The sequence below is a fragment of the Agromyces sp. CF514 genome, assembly GCF_900113185.1.
In the GTDB taxonomy this organism is placed as follows: domain Bacteria; phylum Actinomycetota; class Actinomycetes; order Actinomycetales; family Microbacteriaceae; genus Agromyces.
Genome location: NZ_FOZD01000001.1, coordinates 1,938,213 through 1,954,423 on the forward strand (window position 1 = coordinate 1,938,213; position 16,211 = coordinate 1,954,423).

General features: G+C 73.1%; 10 protein-coding genes. 6 read left to right on the plus strand and 4 right to left on the minus strand.

What is annotated here, in order from left to right:
- Positions 1 to 133 precede the first annotated feature (133 nt).
- Positions 134 to 835 carry a ferritin-like fold-containing protein gene (locus tag BM342_RS08595; protein WP_092964973.1) on the plus strand — a complete coding sequence of 234 codons (702 nt, stop codon included), beginning with the start codon at positions 134 to 136 and terminating at the stop codon, positions 833 to 835.
- Between the two features lie 108 nt (positions 836 to 943).
- Here the strand turns inward: BM342_RS08595 and BM342_RS20185 are convergent, their stop codons facing one another.
- Complete coding sequence (locus tag BM342_RS20185; protein WP_255368627.1) at positions 944 to 1,264, minus strand: hypothetical protein; 321 nt, start codon at positions 1,262 to 1,264, stop codon at positions 944 to 946.
- Position 1,265: 1 nt separating this feature from the next.
- On the minus strand, positions 1,266 to 1,490 hold the full coding sequence (locus BM342_RS08605) for a DUF3107 domain-containing protein (RefSeq protein WP_092964974.1): 225 nt from the start codon (positions 1,488 to 1,490) through the stop codon (positions 1,266 to 1,268).
- Between the two features lie 92 nt (positions 1,491 to 1,582).
- On the opposite strand from BM342_RS08605, the gene BM342_RS08610 reads away from it, so the two are divergent.
- Together BM342_RS08610 and BM342_RS08615 are read left to right on the plus strand one after the other, a co-directional pair.
- Positions 1,583 to 4,846 carry a UrvD/REP family ATP-dependent DNA helicase gene (locus tag BM342_RS08610; RefSeq protein ID WP_143109797.1) on the plus strand — a complete coding sequence of 1,088 codons (3,264 nt, stop codon included), beginning with the start codon at positions 1,583 to 1,585 and terminating at the stop codon, positions 4,844 to 4,846.
- Positions 4,843 to 8,217, plus strand: a complete 3,375-nt coding sequence (locus tag BM342_RS08615; protein WP_092964976.1) for an ATP-dependent DNA helicase — start codon at positions 4,843 to 4,845, stop codon at positions 8,215 to 8,217. Before BM342_RS08610 ends, BM342_RS08615 begins: the two co-directional genes overlap by 4 nt.
- Before the next feature lie 63 nt (positions 8,218 to 8,280).
- On the opposite strand, the gene BM342_RS08620 is transcribed toward BM342_RS08615, so the two are convergent.
- On the minus strand, positions 8,281 to 9,522 hold the full coding sequence (locus tag BM342_RS08620) for a phosphotransferase (RefSeq protein WP_177232109.1): 1,242 nt from the start codon (positions 9,520 to 9,522) through the stop codon (positions 8,281 to 8,283).
- A gap of 172 nt (positions 9,523 to 9,694) precedes the next feature.
- On the opposite strand from BM342_RS08620, the gene nudC reads away from it, so the two are divergent.
- Both nudC and BM342_RS08630 read left to right on the plus strand, forming a co-directional pair.
- Positions 9,695 to 10,684, plus strand: a complete 990-nt coding sequence (gene nudC / locus BM342_RS08625; RefSeq protein WP_255368628.1) for an NAD(+) diphosphatase — start codon at positions 9,695 to 9,697, stop codon at positions 10,682 to 10,684.
- The gene (locus BM342_RS08630) at positions 10,681 to 12,489 is read left to right on the plus strand and encodes an ATP-dependent helicase (RefSeq protein WP_092964978.1); all 1,809 of its coding nucleotides are present in this window, start codon (positions 10,681 to 10,683) and stop codon (positions 12,487 to 12,489) included. The genes nudC and BM342_RS08630 overlap by 4 nt, the downstream gene beginning before the upstream one ends.
- 925 nt (positions 12,490 to 13,414) lie before the next feature.
- Here the strand turns inward: BM342_RS08630 and BM342_RS08635 are convergent.
- Positions 13,415 to 14,773, minus strand: a complete 1,359-nt coding sequence (locus BM342_RS08635) for a zinc-dependent metalloprotease (RefSeq protein WP_092966712.1) — start codon at positions 14,771 to 14,773, stop codon at positions 13,415 to 13,417.
- Between the two features lie 213 nt (positions 14,774 to 14,986).
- On the opposite strand from BM342_RS08635, the gene BM342_RS08640 reads away from it, so the two are divergent.
- Positions 14,987 to 16,111, plus strand: a complete 1,125-nt coding sequence (locus BM342_RS08640; protein WP_092964979.1) for a YlbL family protein — start codon at positions 14,987 to 14,989, stop codon at positions 16,109 to 16,111.
- Positions 16,112 to 16,211 lie beyond the last annotated feature (100 nt).

Genomic DNA, 16,211 nt, shown 5'->3' on the forward strand with positions numbered 1-16,211 from the left:
GTCGGTTCAGCGGGAAAGGTGCGCTCTGCTTGTCCTCAGGCGCACGGCTGCGGGTCCGATGCCCGCATGCACCCTCCAGCCTATCCGAGAGAGCCTGAAAGCCTCGGTTAGGCTGTGTGCCGTGGTGTCTTGGATGAATCGACGCGTCGCCCGCCCCGAGGCGCCGCGGCTGCGACCCCGGGTCGCGCCGACCGAGCTCACCAAGGTCGATTTCACCGAGCTGGTGCCCGAGCGCGTGCCGTTCCTCGGCCAGGCCGCATACATCCAGCTCGTGTTCTTCGAAGGCCTGTCGACCGCCGTGCAGAACGCGCCGACGATCCGTGCGAAAGAGGGACTGAGCGCCGCCGCGGGCGTCGCGTTGCGCAAGCACCACGCACTCATCGCCGAGCTGCGTCTGCTCGGGGTCGAGCCGGTCGACGTCATGGCGCCGTTCGCGCCCGCCACCGATCGACTGCAGGCTTCGATGCGCAGCAGCGACTGGCACGAGCTGCTCCTCGCCATCCACGTGGTCTCGGGCATGCTCGACGGGTACTTCTCGCGCCTCGCGAACGGACTGCACGCAGACCTCGCCCGCCGGGTGCGGGCGATCCTCGACGAGGCCGGCTCCGCGACCGTGCTCGAACACGAGCTCGGCCTCGCGATCGCCGAGCAGCCCGGTCTGGCCGACCGCCTCGCGCTGTGGGGGCGCAGCCTCGTCGGCGACACGCTGCTCATCGCCCGGTCGGCGCTGCACGGCTCCGACGCGCGCGGCCTCGACGAGCGGGTCGAGCCGATCTTCACCGAGCTGATCGCCGATCACACGCGCCGCATGGACGCTCTCGGCCTGACTGCCTGACGGCCTGACGGCTTGACGGCCGTTCGACGGGTCGCCGAGCGCGGTCGCCGCCGGACGCGAAGACGGCGCCCTCCCTGAGGAGGACGCCGTCGTGCATGCCGGTGACGGTCAGGCGGCCGTGGCGCCGCGCGACGCGGCGGCCGGGCGCGAGAGCCGCTCGAAGAGCGCGACGTCCGCGCGCTCGCGCCTCGGCCCGATCAGGTAGGCGGATGCCGCGGCGGCGAGCCCGGCGACCACGAGCGAGATCACCCAGATCCAGCCGCCGTCCCACGCCATGCCGAGCCAGGTCAGCGCGACCCACACGACGGCCGCGACGCCCGCGCCGATCGAGGGGATCAGCAGCACGCCGTGCGTGTTCCGGAGCGGCAGGAGGTAGCGCGCCGCGAGGCCGAGGATCGCTCCGCCCAGCACGACGAAGAGCAGTTCCACGTCAGGCCACGAATCCGACGCGACGCGACTCCTCGGAGCCGATCTCGACGTAGGCGAGGGCCGCGGCGGGCACGAGGTAGACGGTGCCCTTCGAATCGACGAACTTGAGCGACGTCGCGTCGCCGGCGAGCGCGGCGGCGACCTGGGCCTGGACCTCCTCTGCCGACTGCGACGACTCGAATCCGAGTTCGCGGGGGGAGTTCTGAATGCCGATCCGTACGTCCACAGTGGGCCTTTCTGTCCTTGCGTCAACCCTAGGACACGGCTCGCGGGGCCCGGAGCGCGTTCACTGTCGGCGGAACGGGTTAACGTGTGGGCATGCCCCGCTCCAGCGCCCCGTCGCAACCCGATGCGACCGGCGTCGCGCCCCCTTCGGCGCCCGTGCGCGAAGCACCTCACGCCGGCGCTGTCGAGCAGCTCGCGGGCACCTTTCCCGAGGGCCTGCACCACGCGGTGTTCGGCGCGCCGGGGTCGGGCAAGACCACGCTCGCGGTCGAACTGGTCGCCGATCGCATCGGGCGGCTCGGCTACGGCGTCGACGACGTGCTGGTGCTGTGCGCGAGCCGCTCGACGGCCACGGCGCTGCGCGACCGCATCGCCGTGCGCCTCGGCGTCACGACCAGGGGGCCCCTGGCTCGCACCGCCAACTCCATGGCGTTCCAGCTCGTGCGTGCGTACACCGGTCGGCCGGTGACGCTGCTCACCGGCGGCGAGCACGACCGCATCGTCGCCGACCTCGTCGACGGCGGCATCCGCGACGGGTTCGGTCCCGAGTGGCCCGACCCGCTCTCGCCCGAGGTCAGGGTACTGCGCGGATTCCGCACCGAACTGCGCGACCTGCTCATGCGCGCGGTCGAGCTCGGCGTCGACGAGCTAGAGCTCGCCCGGCTCGGCGAGGCGGCCGGTCGGCCCGAGTGGATCGCCGCCTCCGAGTTCATGGCCGAGTACGCCGACGTCAAGGACCAGGTGCGGCCCGACCAGTTCGACTCGGCCGAGCTCGGGGCGTTCGCCGCGTCGATCGTGCGGCGAAGCCGCGTCGACCCCGAGGCATCCGCCGTGCTCGGCCCACTGGCAGGGCTGCGACTGCTGGTCGTCGACGATGCTCAAGAGACGACCGAGGCGTCGGCATCGCTCATCGCCGCGTTCGCAGCGTGCGGCGTGCAGATCATCGCCGTCGGAGACCCAGACGTGGCGAGCAACGGGTTCCGCGGCGGCCGCCCAGAGCTCCTCGGCTCGCTGGGGCAGATGCTCGACGGCGCCCCCGTCCGGCGCATCGACCTGCCGACCGTGCATCGCGGCCGAGCCGAGATCCTCGAGGTGATCTCGGGCGTGCGCGCCCACGTCGGCACGGCGCTCGGCGGCTCGCACCGGTCGGCCGCGCTCGCCGAGACCCGATCGCAGCCGGCCGGCATCGCCGACGGGGCAGACGGCGCCGGTACGGCTGCTGCTGCCGCTGTCGCTGCCGCTCGGGGTGGTGCGAGCCACGTCACGGGCGGGCATCCGCTCGCACCGGTCCTCGGCATCGAGGCCGCGTCGAGCGCGGCCGAACATCTCGCGATCGCGTCGCTGCTGCGCGAGCGCCACCTGCTCGACGGGGTGCCGTGGTCGCAGATGACCGTCGTGCTGCGATCGGGCGGCGACGTGCCGTCCGTCGAGCGCGCGCTCGCGCTCGCCGACGTGCCGACCGCCGGCGCGGCGGCCGGCCTCGCCCTGCGCGACGCGCCTGCCGCTGCGGCACTGCTCACGGCCTGCTCGTTCGTGCTCGGCCGCGAACCGCTCACCGCGGACCTCGCCGTCGCCCTGCTCACCGGCCCGATCGGCCGCCTCGACGGCATCGGGCTCCGACGCCTGCGACTCGCGCTCCGGCACGAGGAGCTCGCGTCCGGCGGCACGCGCACCGGAGACGAGCTGCTCGTCGATGCGCTCGCGGCCCCCGGCGGGTTCGTGACGATCGACGCGGCACCCGGCCGGCGAGCCGCGAGGCTCGCGGCCGTGCTCGACGCGGCGACCGAGGTCGCGCGAGGCGGCGGCACGATCGAAGAGGTGCTCTGGTCGCTCTGGGAGGGCGGCGGCCTCGGCACCGAATGGGGGCGCCAGGCCGCGGGCAGCGGTGTGCTCGCCGACGAGGCCGACCGGTCGCTCGACGCCGCCGTCGCACTGTTCTCGGCGGCGACGAGGTTCGTCGAGCGCGAGCCAGGGGCGCCCGCCGTGCGCTTCGTCGACGAGGTGCTCGCGAGCGAGCTGCCCGAAGACTCGCTCGCGCCGCGGCGCACGGCCGAGACCGTGCTCGTCACGACGCCGCAGGGCGTCGTCGGGCGGGAGTTCGACGTGGTCGTCGTCGCCGGCCTGCAAGACGCCGTGTGGCCGAACCTCCGGCCGCGAGGCACGCTCCTGCACGCCGGCCTCCTGCCGCGCGTCGTCGCCGCGGCTCGCGCAGGCGCGCCGTTGCCCGGGGTCGAGACCCCGGTCGAGGCGCGTGCGTCGGTGCGAGACGACGAGCTGCGCATGTTCGTGCTCGCCGTCTCGCGGGCCCGAAGCCAAGTGGTGCTGGCCTGCACCGCCAACGACGACGAGCAGCCGTCGGTGCTCATGGGGTACGCCCGCGAACGGGTCCGCCCGCGCCGCCGACCGCTGCAACTGCGCTCGCTCGTCGGGGCGCTGCGCCGCGAGGCGGTCACCGGCGATCCCGAGTCCGCCGCGGCGCTCGCCCTGCTCGCCGAAGAGGGCGTCCCCGGGGCGAACCCCGGCGAGTGGTACGGGCTGGCCGGACTCTCGAACGAGGCGCCGCTCGTCGATCTCGACGGCGACCCCGAGGCATCCGTGCAGGTGTCGCCGTCGCAGATCGACCGCGTCGAGGAGTCGCCGCTCGGCTGGTTCGTCGATCACGTCGCCTCACCGCCGTCGGGCGTCGCCGCGTCGATCGGCACCATCGTGCACGCGGTCGTCGAAGAGGTCGGCGGTCGCGACGACGGCGCGACCGACGTCGAGCAGATCTGGGCGGCCGTCGAAGAGCGGCTGAAGGGCGTGCGCTTCGAGGCCGGATGGGTGGCCGAGCGCGAACGCCGCGGCGCCCGTCGCATGGCCGAGGGGGCGGCCGAGTACCTGAGCGGCTTCGACGACGACGCCAAGGTGCTGCTCGGCGCTGAAGGAAGGTTCACCATCACCATCGACCGCGTTCGCATCACGGGCACCATCGACCGCATCGAGGCGTCGCCCGACGGCACGACGGTCATCGTCGACATCAAGACCGGGCGCACGGCGCCGACCTTCGCGCAGACGGCCGCGCACCCGCAGCTGGCCGCCTACCAGCTCGCGGCACGGCGTCAGGCGGTTCCGTCGGCAGGCGTGCTCGGGGGAGCCAAGCTCGTCTACGTCGCGACCCCCTCGCGCGGTCTCGCGTACACCGAACGGGCGCAGCAGCCCTTCGATGACGAGGCTGAAGCCGCGTTCCGCGAGCGGCTCGGCGAGGTCGGGCGCATCATGGCCGGGTCGAGCTTCGAGGGCACCACCGAGCCGGGCCACCGTTCGAGGTTCGGATCCTGGCAGTACCGCGTGCACCTCGTGCCGGCGGTCTCGGCATGAGCGCCGCGACCGGCATCAGCGCAGCGGAGATCGCCACGAGGCTCGGCCTGCACGTGCCGACGCCAGAACAGCAGGCGGTCATCGAGGCCGACCCGCACGGGGCGAGCATCGTCGTGGCGGGGGCGGGCAGCGGCAAGACCGAGACGATGGCCAACCGCGTCGTCTGGCTGCTCGCCAACGGGCACGTGGGCGTGGCCGACGTGCTCGGGCTCACGTTCACGCGCAAGGCGGCCGGCGAACTCGCCGAGCGCGTGCGCGAACGCGTCGCCCAGCTCGTGCACGAGGGCATCGCCGAGCTCGTCATCGACCCGCTCGAGTCGGCCACCGTCAGCACGTATCACTCGTTCGCGAGTGCAATCTACCGCGAGCACGCCATGCGCATCGGTCGCGAACCGGACGCCACCGTGCTCGGCGAGGCATCCGCATGGCTGCTCGCTCGATCCGTGGTGAGCGCCTCGGCCGACTCACGGCTCATCGAGCTCGACGCCTCGCTCGACCGGGTCACGGCGGCCGCGCTCTCGCTCAGCCGCGCGCTCGCCGAGAACGTGGCCGACAGCCGCGACGTGCGCGCGTTCGCCCGCGACTTCCTCGCGATGCGCGGACTGCCCATCGAGGCCCCGCGCAAGCGCACCGACTTCGACTCGTTCGTCGGTGCGCTCGGCGTCGTCGACGCACTGCCGCCGCTGCTCGAGCTCGCCGACGCGTACGCCGCGGCGAAGCGCGAGCGCGGGTACGTCGAGTTCTCCGACCAGGTCGCGCTCGCGCTGCAGATCTGCGTCGAGCATCCGGATGTCGTCGTCGAGCACCGTGAGCGCTCGCGCACCGTGCTCCTCGACGAGTACCAGGACACGAGCGTCGTGCAGACGCGCCTGCTCGCCGCGCTCTTCGAGGGGCACCCCGTCATGGCGGTCGGCGACCCCGATCAGTCGATCTACGGATGGCGCGGCGCGAGCGCCGCCAACCTCGCCCGGTTCGATCGCGACTTCGGTCGGGGCTCGGCGGCGGTCTACCACCTGTCCACGAGCTGGCGGAATCCCCGCATCGTCCTCGACGCGGCCAACACCCTCATCGCGACCCTCGACGCCGGCATTCCGAAGGCCCCGCTCGCGCCGTCGCCGTTCGCAGGCGCCGGCCGGCTCGACATCGCCTGGGCCGAGACCATCGACGACGAGGCCGACCGCGTCGCGCGGTGGTTCGCCGAGCGGCTGGGCCGAAGGCCGGCGGCGGGTGTTGCGGGCGGCGCGGCATCCGATTCGCTCCCCGAATCCGTCGGCGCAGGCAGGAGCGGAGCCCTGCTCTGCCGGACATTCGCGAACGTCGATGTCTTCACGCAGGCGCTGCGCGCGCACGGCGTGCCCGTGCACGTGCTCGGCATGGCCGGCCTGCTCGACCAGCCGGTGATCGCCGACCTCGTGTGCGTGCTGCGGGTGCTGCACGATCCGACCGCCGGATCCGAGCTCGTGCGGGTGCTCGGCGGGGCCCGCTGGCGCATCGGTCCGGCCGACCTCGCCGGACTCCGCGACGTGGCCGGGTGGCTCGTCGACCGCGACCTCGCGCGCCGACGGCTCGACGACGACGTGCGTCGCGGGTTGCGTTCGTCGACGGCAGCCGAGGAGTCGCCCTCGATCGTCGATGCGCTGGACTTCACGCTGACCGCGCCCGACGACCACCGCGCGTTGGCCGGCATCAGCCGGACCGGGCTCGCGAGGCTGCGCCGCGCGGGCACGCAGTTGCAGGCCCTGCGCCGACGCACGGGCCTCGGGCTCATCGACTTCGTGCACCTCGTGCAGCAGGAGCTGCTGCTCGACATCGAGGTCGCGGCGAACCCCGACCAGCCGCTCGGCCGGCCGAGCCTCGAGGCGTTCGACGAACTGCTCGCCGGATTCGCCGCCGACGCCGAGCATCCGACGCTCGGGGCGTTCCTCAGCTGGCTGACCGAGGCCGAGCAGCGCGATCGACTCTCGCCGCGTCAAGACGAGCCCGAACCGGGAGCCGTGCAAGTGCTCTCCATCCACGGCTCGAAGGGCCTCGAATGGGACGTCGTCGCCGTGCCGCGCATGGTCGACCAGGAGATCCCGTCGAAGCCGCGGTCGGCCAAGGGCTGGCTGGCGTTCGGCGAGCTGCCGAACGAGTTCAAGGGCGACCGCGACGAGCTTCCCGAGCTGGGCTGGCGGGGCGTGCAGAGCCAGCGCGAGTTCGACGAGGCCGTGACGGCGTTCGCCGAGGAGAATCGCGAGCGCCATGCCGACGAGGAGCGTCGGCTCGCCTATGTCGCGGTCACGCGCACCCGCTCCGACCTGCTGCTCAGCGGATCCTGGTGGTCGACCCAGAAGGCCCCCAGGCCGCCGAGCGCGTTCCTCCGCGAGCTCGCGGCCGCCGGCGTCATCGGCCCCGAGCTGCTGCCGAGCGCCCCCGAGTCCGACGAGAATCCCCGGGTCGATGCCGACGCCCGTGTGTCGTGGCCGCTCGATCCGCTCGGCGCCCGTCGCCCCGGCGTGGTGCGCGCCGCCGATGCGGTGCAACTCGCCGCCGAGGGGCCGACCGGAGCGGGCATCGGTCCGCAGCTCTCGGGCGAGCTCACGCTGCTCATCGAGGAGCGTCGGCGTCGTCAGGCGGGCCCCGGGCCGACGCCGATCCCGTCGCGGGTGCCGGCGTCACGCTTCAAGGACTATCTCGACGACCCCGAAGCGGTCGCGGCCCAACTGCGGCGCCCGATGCCGCAGCGCCCGTACCGCGCCACGCGACTCGGCACGCTGTTCCACGAGTGGGTCGAGCATCGCTCGACCGGCGAGTCCGCAGCCGCGCTCGTCGACGACGGCCTGTTCGGCCTCGGCGCCTTCGGCCTCGGCGCCTTCGGCCTCGGCGACCCTGCCGAGACCGTCGAGCTCACGGGCGACGGGGCGGACGTTGCGCCCGGCGGCGATGTCGCCGAGGGCGCGTCGAACGGTGCGAACGACAACCTCGATCGGCTCGCGGCGCTCCGGGCGACGTTCGAGGCGTCCGAGTGGGGTGGTCGCCGACCCGTCGAAGTCGAGATCGAGCTGCACCTGCCGATCGACGGGCACGTGTTCGTGTGCAAGCTCGACGCCGTCTACACGGTGCCCGCGGGTGGCGAGCTCGCGGCTCGCGGCATCCGCTATCAGGTCGTCGACTGGAAGACCGGACGCGCTCCGCGCAACGCCCGCGACCTCGAGCTCAAGCAGACCCAGCTGGCGCTCTATCGCCTGGCCTACGCCGCCTGGGCCGGTGTCCCGCCCGAAGAGGTCGACGCCGTGTTCTACTTCGTCGAAGACGACCGGATCATCAGGCCGACCGAACTCTACGACGAGGCCGCGCTGCGGCGGGCGTGGGCCGTGGCCGTCGCGACCTGAGCCCGGTCGGGCCGGTTCGGGGCCCGATGCGGTCGGCCGGATGCAATTCGAACGACGGGGGCCTCAGGACCCCGTTCGACCGATCCGGCGCCCGGTCTCGTCCGCGTCGTCGGCCGGGGCATCCGTCGACCCCGATTCCTCGTGGGCGCGCCCGTCGGCGCCCGGCGCCGCGTCGCCCCAGTCGCTGAGGTCGAGCGGGATCGGTGCGGTCGCATCGGCCGGAACAGGGACCCGTTCGCCCCGTTCGCCCAACTCGAGCTCCGAGAAGTCGTAGCTGTCGGTGAGCAGGGCGGAGGACTCGCGGGCGGGTTCCGTACGCGGCGTCTCGTCGAGCAGACGCTCGACGCCGTCGACCGTGAGGATCGGTCCGGTCTCGGGCGAGAGCGCTTCGGTCGTGCGGTCGTGCACCCCCGCCACGAGGTCGTCGAGCATCGCGACGGCGTCGTCGATGATGGCCTGATCGCGCTGCTCGACCCCGTGCAGCAGCCAGCGGGCGAGTTCGAGCTCGCCGTAGAGCAGCGCACGCTGGGGGAGTGCGGCGTCGGCGCCGCCGCCGCGTCCGACGATGTACGCCTCGAGGGCGCGCTCGGCGGATGGGCCGCGCGAGGTGAGCAGCCAGTGCAGGTCCCGGGCGGGGTCGCCCACGGCGAGGGCCGACCAGCCGGTGATCGCGGCGACGCGCTCCTCGTCGACGATGAACGAGTCCGCGCTCAGGGCACCGTTGACGACGGTGGTGCGGAATCGCCAGAGCGATTCGTCGTCGGTGGCCTCCTCCCAGCGCCGCAGCAGGGCGGCGGGCAGGCGGCCGGTGTCGGAGGTGCGGCCGATGAGCTCGACCACGGCATCACGTGCCTCGCCGTCGCTCTCACGCGCGAGGCCGGCATCGCCGACGAAGCCGGGAGGCAGCGAATGGATCGCGGCGATCGCGCTGCCGACCGACTCGGCGATGCGGTCGTGCGCCGTGAGCTCGTCGGCGCCGAGCACGCGGCCCGGCACGAACTCGGTCACGATCGCACGCGTGCCGTCGACGGGCGCCTGGCCGACGAAGACGGGCACCGCGAACGACAGGCGTGAGCGGATGCCGGTGGTCATCGCCCGCAGCGAGACGAGGTCGGCGGACTGCTCGGTCTCGGCCGTCTGCGTGCGGGGCACCCGGATGAGCAGGCGTCGGCCGTCGGATGCGCGAAGCTCGACGGCGTCGTACGCACCGCCGGAGCGCCGGGTGTGGGCGCGTGCCGCGGTGACCTCGAGGCCGGGAACCGCCGCCGTGGCCAACGCGGCTAGAGTGAGAGTGGGTCTGGCCATGGCCAACAGCTTAAGCAGGTCGATCGGCTGCGGCGGCGAGCGCCACGCCTTGGCGCCGACTCCGCGAGCGTCGCCGGTTCGGCGAGTTCGACGGGCTCGGCCCCGGTTCATCCGGTCCGTTCCGACGAGACGGGCGATCCGACACGAGCTCCCGATGCGAGAAAGAGGCGCCGTGCGCGAATCGACACCCCCGCCGCTGGCTCGGGCACGCCTCGATCGCGACGGGGCGACGCGCGGCCTGCCCGATCGTTCCGCGCGGTTCGATGCCGACCCCGAGGCGCGTGTGCTGCTGCTGCACGACGGCCGGGCGCTGCTCACCGAACTCGTCGAGGGGGTGCCGCCGGTGCTCGACCTGCGTTCGCCCGCCGAAGCGGCACGTGCAATCGATGCCGGTGCAGGCGCGGTCGAGCTGCGCGTCTACCTCGGGCGCGCGCTCGATGATGAGGGCCTCGCGAGCTCGGGAGCGCCGATCGAGGTGTGGGCCATCGACGCTGCCGCGACCGACGCGATCGAAGCCGAGGCCGCGCGCTGGGTCGGGTTGCGCCAGGCCGCCCCGATGCTCTCCGATCGCGATTCGGGTCTCTTCACGCAGGCGGCGGCGATCGTGAACTGGCACCGTGCGAGCGGGTTCTGCCCTCGCTGCGGCGCCCCGACCGACCCGATCGAGTCCGGGTGGTCGCGCCGCTGCCGGAACGACGGCGGCCAGGTCTTCCCTCGTACGGATGCCGCGGTCATCGTGCTCGTGACCGATGCCGACGATCGCGTGCTGCTGGGATCGAACGCGATGTGGCAGGCCAACCGCTTCTCGCTGCTCGCGGGTTTCGTCGAACCGGGCGAGTCGCTCGAGTCGGCGGTCGTGCGCGAGATCGGCGAGGAGGCGGGGCTCGAGGTCGTCGACGTCGCCTACGTCGCGTCGCAGCCCTGGCCGTTCCCGGCGAGCCTCATGCTCGGCTTCACGGCCAGGGCGGTCTCGGCCGAAGCCGCTGCTTCGGTGAGGCCCGACGGCGAAGAGATCCTCGAGCTGCGCTGGTTCAGCCGTGCCGAGCTCGCGGCCGCGCTCCCCGAGGTCGGGTTCCCCGGTCGCACCTCGATCGCCGGCTGGCTGCTCGAGCAGTGGTACGGCGGGCCGATCGAGTCCTCTCCGCAGGGTTGGGGCGCGTGAGCGCGGCATCCGACCCCCTGCTCGCCGATCTCGACGACGAGCAGCGCGTCGCCGCCGAGGCGCTGCTCGGTCCCGTGTGCATCCTCGCTGGTGCCGGCACGGGCAAGACCCGGGCGATCACGCATCGCATCGCGTACGGCGTCGCGACGGGCACCTACGATCCCGCGCGGGTGATGGCACTGACCTTCACCTCGCGTGCGGCAGCGGAGCTCCGCGAGCGCCTGCGCGTGCTGGGGGCCGACGGCGTGCCGGTGCGCACGTTCCACGCGGCGGCGCTCGCCCAGCTGAACCACTTCTGGCCGCTCGTCGTGGGCGGTTCGGCGCCGCGCGTGCTCGAGTACAAGGGCCGCCTGCTGGGCGCCGCGGCGGAGTCGATCCGTTTGCGCGTCGACCAGCCGACGCTCCGCGACGTCGCCGCCGAGATCGAGTGGCGCAAGGTCGGCATGCTGACGCCCGAGGCGCACGACGCGAGGCTTGCGGTCCGCGGCGCCCCCGGGTCGCTCTCCGCCGAGCAGTTCCACGACCTCGTCGCGGCCTACGAGCGCATCAAGGACGAGCGCAGGCAACTCGACTTCGAAGACGTGCTGCTCGCGACCTCGGGCATGATCGAGGCCGAGGCATCCGTCACGATGCGCGTGCACGAGAGCTATCGGCACTTCGTCGTCGACGAGTACCAGGACGTCTCGCCGGCGCAGCAGCACCTGCTTGAGCTGTGGCTCGGCGACCGCGACGAGCTGTGCGTGGTCGGCGACGCCAGCCAGACCATCTACTCGTTCGCGGGGGCGACGCCCGAGTACCTGCTCGGCTTCGAGCGCCGATTCGCCGACGCCACGGTCGTGCGACTCGAGCGCAACTACCGATCGACCGAGCCGATCGTCGACGCCGCGAATCGGCTCATGCGCGGTCGCGCGGGTGCGCTGCAGCTCCGTGCGACCGCGCGCGACCGCATGGCCGGCGAGGGGGCGACGGTTCCGGATGCCGCCGCGCCGCGCACGTCGTCAGGACACCCGCGCGGCGAGGAGCCGGTGATCACGTCGTACGCCGACGAGCTCGCCGAGGCGCGCGGGGTCGCCACGGTGATCCGCAACCGCATCGACGCCGGCGCGGCGCCGGAGCAGATCGCCGTGCTGATGCGCGTGAACTCGCAGTCGGCCATGCTCGAGCACGCGCTCGACGAGGTCGGCGTGGCGTCGCGCGTTCGAGGCAGCGTGCGCTTCTTCGACCAGCCCGAGGTTCGCCAGGCCGTGCAGGCGCTGCGGGCCGCGGCGCTCACGATCGCGAACGAGCCGCTGTTCAAGTCGGTGAGCGACGTGCTGCGTTCGCTCGGTTGGACCGCGCAGGCGCCCGAGGGCCCCGGTGCGGTGCGCGCGCGGTGGGAGTCCCTGAATGCGCTCGCACGTCTCGTCGACGACGCGCCTGCCGGCATGACCTTCCGTGCCTTCGCCGACGACCTGCGCTCGCGTGCCGAAGCCCAGCACGAACCGACGGTGCAGGCCGTGACGCTCGCGACGCTGCACTCGGCGAAGGGCCTCGAGTGGGACGAGGTGCACATCGTCGGACTCACCGAGGGCATGCTGCCGATCGCCTACGCCAAGGGGCTCGACGCGATCGACGAGGAGCGGCGCCTCTTCTACGTCGGCGTCACGCGGGCACGCCGACGGCTCTCGCTGAGCTGGGCGCGGTTGGGCGGTCAGCAGCGGGCAGTGCGTGAGGAATCGCGATTCCTGCAGGAGCTCGACAGCCGCACGACGGGTGCTGCGCGTGTTCGCGACGGCGACCGGCGGAACCCCGTCGGTCGAACCTGACGGATGCCGCGGCCAGGCCGAGCGCATCGTCGTGGGCCCGGCCGCCCGCCGGTTCGGCGAGCCGTGCGTCCACCGCGGTCGCGGTGAGGGCTGCGCTGTCGAAGCGCAGGCGCGCCGTGTCGGCGGGAGCCGGGCGCCCGGCGAGTTGGGCCGCGATCACGGGCCACGCGGCATCCGCATCGCGGGCGGCGAGGTCGAGGCACCGAAGGCAGGGTCCGCGGCCGGGCTCGACGAGCGGGCCGACGCGAACACCGGAGTCGTCGCTCACGACGGCAAGATGCGGCAGGTCGCGCCGGAGCCACCGCAGGTGTCGCGCCGGAGCGATCGCCCATGCGGCGACGATCACCACGGCGTCGGGGTCTGGTGGTTCGGCCTCGACGCCGAGCGCCTGACGTCGCGCGGCTTGCGGCACCCCCGACGCGTGCGGTTCGGGACCGAGTCGTCGCACCTCGTGGCCGAGCATCGCGAGGTTCGCGGCCACCAGGTCGGCGAGCGGCCCCTCGCCGTCGAGGCCGACCGTGCGCGACGTGGAAGCGGCCGTGGTCGGGCGGCCCGTGGCATCCGCTCGTGCCGACGCTGCGCTCCTCGCGGCGTGCCGGTGGACGAGGCCCGCGGAGACGAGCTCGACGAAGCGGTCCACGTCGTCGGACGTCGCGTCGAAGGCGGCGCCGATCGTGACGAGCGTCGTGAGGCTCGCGCCGTGCCCGAGTGCGGAGAGAAGCCCGTGCTCGAGGTCGCCGGGGCGCTCGATCACCGCGACCGGCTCGGCAGCGCCGAGCTGGAGGTCGTCGGGGGAGCGCCACACGAGGGGGAGGGCGGGATCGAGCTGGAGGGTCATGCGGCGAGCATGCCCCAAGCCGGGGTCGGGCCGGAGGATCCGTCCACAAGGCAGCCCTGGCCGTCGAACGGGCAGGCCTGGCGCGGGTCAGACGGGCTTCGGCCCGCCGTCGGCGTCGGGAACGTCGGGGGCCTCGCCGCCTTCGCCGGGCCCTGCGGGCGTCTCGCCGCGCAGGAGCGCTTCGAGGGCCTGGTCGAACTCGTCGTCGGCCTCGCTCGTCGCCGTCTCGCCGCCCGTGAGGCGCGCGATCAGGGCGCTCGGATCGTCGAGATCGGCGCTCGTGGGCAGGAGGTCGGGATGCGCCCAGAGCGCGTCGCGGCGCTCGATGCCGACGGCGTCGGTGACGGCCCGCCACATCGCCGCGGCCTCGCGCATGCGGCGCGGGCGCAGTTCGAGCCCGACGAGTGTCGCGAACGCGGACTCCGCCGGGCCGCCGGTCGCACGCCTGCGTCGGATGGTCTCGGCGATCGCGTCGGACTTCGGCAGTCGGCTCGTCGCGTCGGCCGTGGCGAGGTCGACCCAGCCCTCGATGAGCGCCAGCATGGTCTCGAGCCGGGCCAGCGCGTCCTGCTGCGCGTCGCTCTTGGCACTGATGAGCGCGCCGGACTCGACCGCGCGACGCAGTTCGTCGGTGTTCGTCGGGTTCGCCGGGTCGAAGCCGTCGGCGAGCTGCTCGAGGCGCTCGGTGTCGATCTGGATGCCGCGTGCGTATGCGGTGATCGCGCTGATCAGGTTCAGCCGCAGCCAGCGCGCGTGCCGGAACAGGCGGGCGTGCGCGAGCTCGCGCACCGCGAGGTAGAGCTCGATCTCGGTCGAGGGGATGTCGAGGTCGGCGCCGAACTCGGCGACGTTCTGCGGGATGAGCGCGGCGCGGCCGTCGGCCTGCAGCGGGATGCCGACGTCGCCGCCGGACACGACCTCGGTCGCGAGCTGCCCGACGACCTGGCCGAGCTGCATCGCGAACATCGCACCGCCGATGCCGCGCATGAGCTTGGACGCCCCGGCGATCATCGACTGCATCTCTTCGGGGGCCTGCTCGCGCATGACGCGCGTGAGGGCGTCGGCGATGCTGAGGGCGACCGGCTCGGCGAGCTGGGTCCACACGGGCATCGTGGCCGCGACCCAACCGCGTCGGGTGAGCAGCTCGGGGGACTCGGGCAGGCGGCCGAACACGACGGCCTCGTCGAGCCACAGCGAGGCCACCTGCAGCGCCTGGTCGAGGCGGGCTCGCTCGTCGTCGGTGATCTGCACCTGACCGGATGCCGCGCGCTGCTCGCCCTGGCGGAGCGCGGCGCTCCAGTCGATGCCGTCGTCGGCGTGGTTCATCGCCTGCTGCAGCTGGCTGAAGAGCGCGGCCACGCTCGCCGGGTCGTTCGGCAGGCCGGCGGCGCCAGCCAACTGGCTGGGGTCGATGCCGCCGCCGCCCGACAGCAGGTTGCGCAGCATCTCGCGGAACTCCTCCTCGGAGTTCTCGTCGCCCGGCTGGTCGTCCCGATCGGCCACGTGAGCCACCTCCTGTCAAGTTCTCTCCACCGTAGCGCCGTGGTGCGGACGCCAGGCTGGGAAATGGCTTAAGCTGGGCGTTCCCGGTGTCCGCCCGTCGCGAACAGGCGAGATCCCGGAGATCGCGGCGTCTGCTCCGTCCGGAAGGAACCACCGATGGCACTGTTCGCCGACGACCGCTCGCCGAGCCCCGACGAGCCGGCGTTCCGCCCCTCGCCCCGCCCGTTCCGGGAGCGGTTCGGCGGCTGGGCGGCCGTGGTGGCGACGGTCATCGCCGTCATCTTCGCGCTGCTGCCCTCGCCGTACGTGATCGAGCGGCCCGGCCCCGTGTACGACACGCTCGGCACGGCCGAGCACGACGGCGAAGAGGTGCCCCTCATCGCCATCCCCGACGAGAAGACCTACCCCACCGAGGGCGAGCTCAACCTGCTCACCGTCTCGGTCGTGGGGCGCCCGGGGGCGACGCCCAGCTGGTTCGAGGTCATGACGGCGTGGTTCGACCGGCGGCAGTCCGTCGTGCCCGTCGAGGCGATCTTCCCGGCCGGCGTGACCGACGAGGACCGCGACGCGCAGAACGCCGCGGCCATGGTCGACTCCCAGCAGGACGCGATCGCGGCTGCGCTCGTCGAGCTCGGCTACGACTTCCCCCGGGAGGTCACCGTCTCGGGCGTGGCCGAGGGCAGCGCGGCCGAGGGCGTGCTCGAAGACGACGACGTCATCGAGGCCGTGAACGGCGTCAAGGTGTTCTCGATCGACGAACTGCGCGCCGAGGTGCAGGCGAACGGCGGCGATGCCCCCGCCGAACTGCGCGTGCTGCGCGACGGCGAGCAGCAGACGCTCGAGGTCACGCCGAACGACAGCGGCGGCGTGTACGTGCTCGGCGTCGGCGTGCGCATGGTCTACGAGTTCCCGATCGACGTCGAGCTCCAGCTCGACGACGTCGGCGGTCCGAGCGCCGGCATGATGTTCGCGCTCGGCATCGTCGACGAGCTGACGCCGGGCGCGATGACCGGGGGCGAGATCGTCGCGGGCACCGGAACGATCGACTCGGCCGGGGCCGTGGGTGCCATCGGCGGCATCCGGCAGAAGCTCTGGGGGGCGAAGGACGCCGGTGCCACCGTGTTCCTCGCACCCGCATCCAACTGCGACGAGGTCGTCGGCAACGTGCCCGACGGTCTCGACGTGTTCGCGGTCGAGACGCTCGACCAGGCCCGCGAGGTCGTCGAGGCCGCCGGTGAGGGTGCCGACCTCGGCGAGTTCGCCACCTGCACCGTGTCCTGAACGGCCCGTGAGCGCTCCCGTGCGCGGCCGCCGAGCCGACACATGCGGCACGCGGCATCCATTCGGCGCATTCGTTACGAATTTCCCAGCCGGACGCGGG

What these genes read in the sequence shown, in the direction of transcription:
- BM342_RS08595 (WP_092964973.1), top strand. Translation starts at nt 134, where the DNA reads ATGAATCGACGCGTCGCCCGCCCCGAGGCGCCGCGGCTGCGACCCCGG.
- BM342_RS08610 (WP_143109797.1), top strand. Translation starts at nt 1,583, where the DNA reads ATGCCCCGCTCCAGCGCCCCGTCGCAACCCGATGCGACCGGCGTCGCG.
- BM342_RS08615 (WP_092964976.1), top strand. Translation starts at nt 4,843, where the DNA reads ATGAGCGCCGCGACCGGCATCAGCGCAGCGGAGATCGCCACGAGGCTC.
- BM342_RS08620 (WP_177232109.1), bottom strand. Translation starts at nt 9,522, where the DNA reads ATGGCCAGACCCACTCTCACTCTAGCCGCGTTGGCCACGGCGGCGGTT.
- BM342_RS08635 (WP_092966712.1), bottom strand. Translation starts at nt 14,773, where the DNA reads ATGCTGCGCAACCTGCTGTCGGGCGGCGGCGGCATCGACCCCAGCCAG.
- BM342_RS08640 (WP_092964979.1), top strand. Translation starts at nt 14,987, where the DNA reads ATGGCACTGTTCGCCGACGACCGCTCGCCGAGCCCCGACGAGCCGGCG.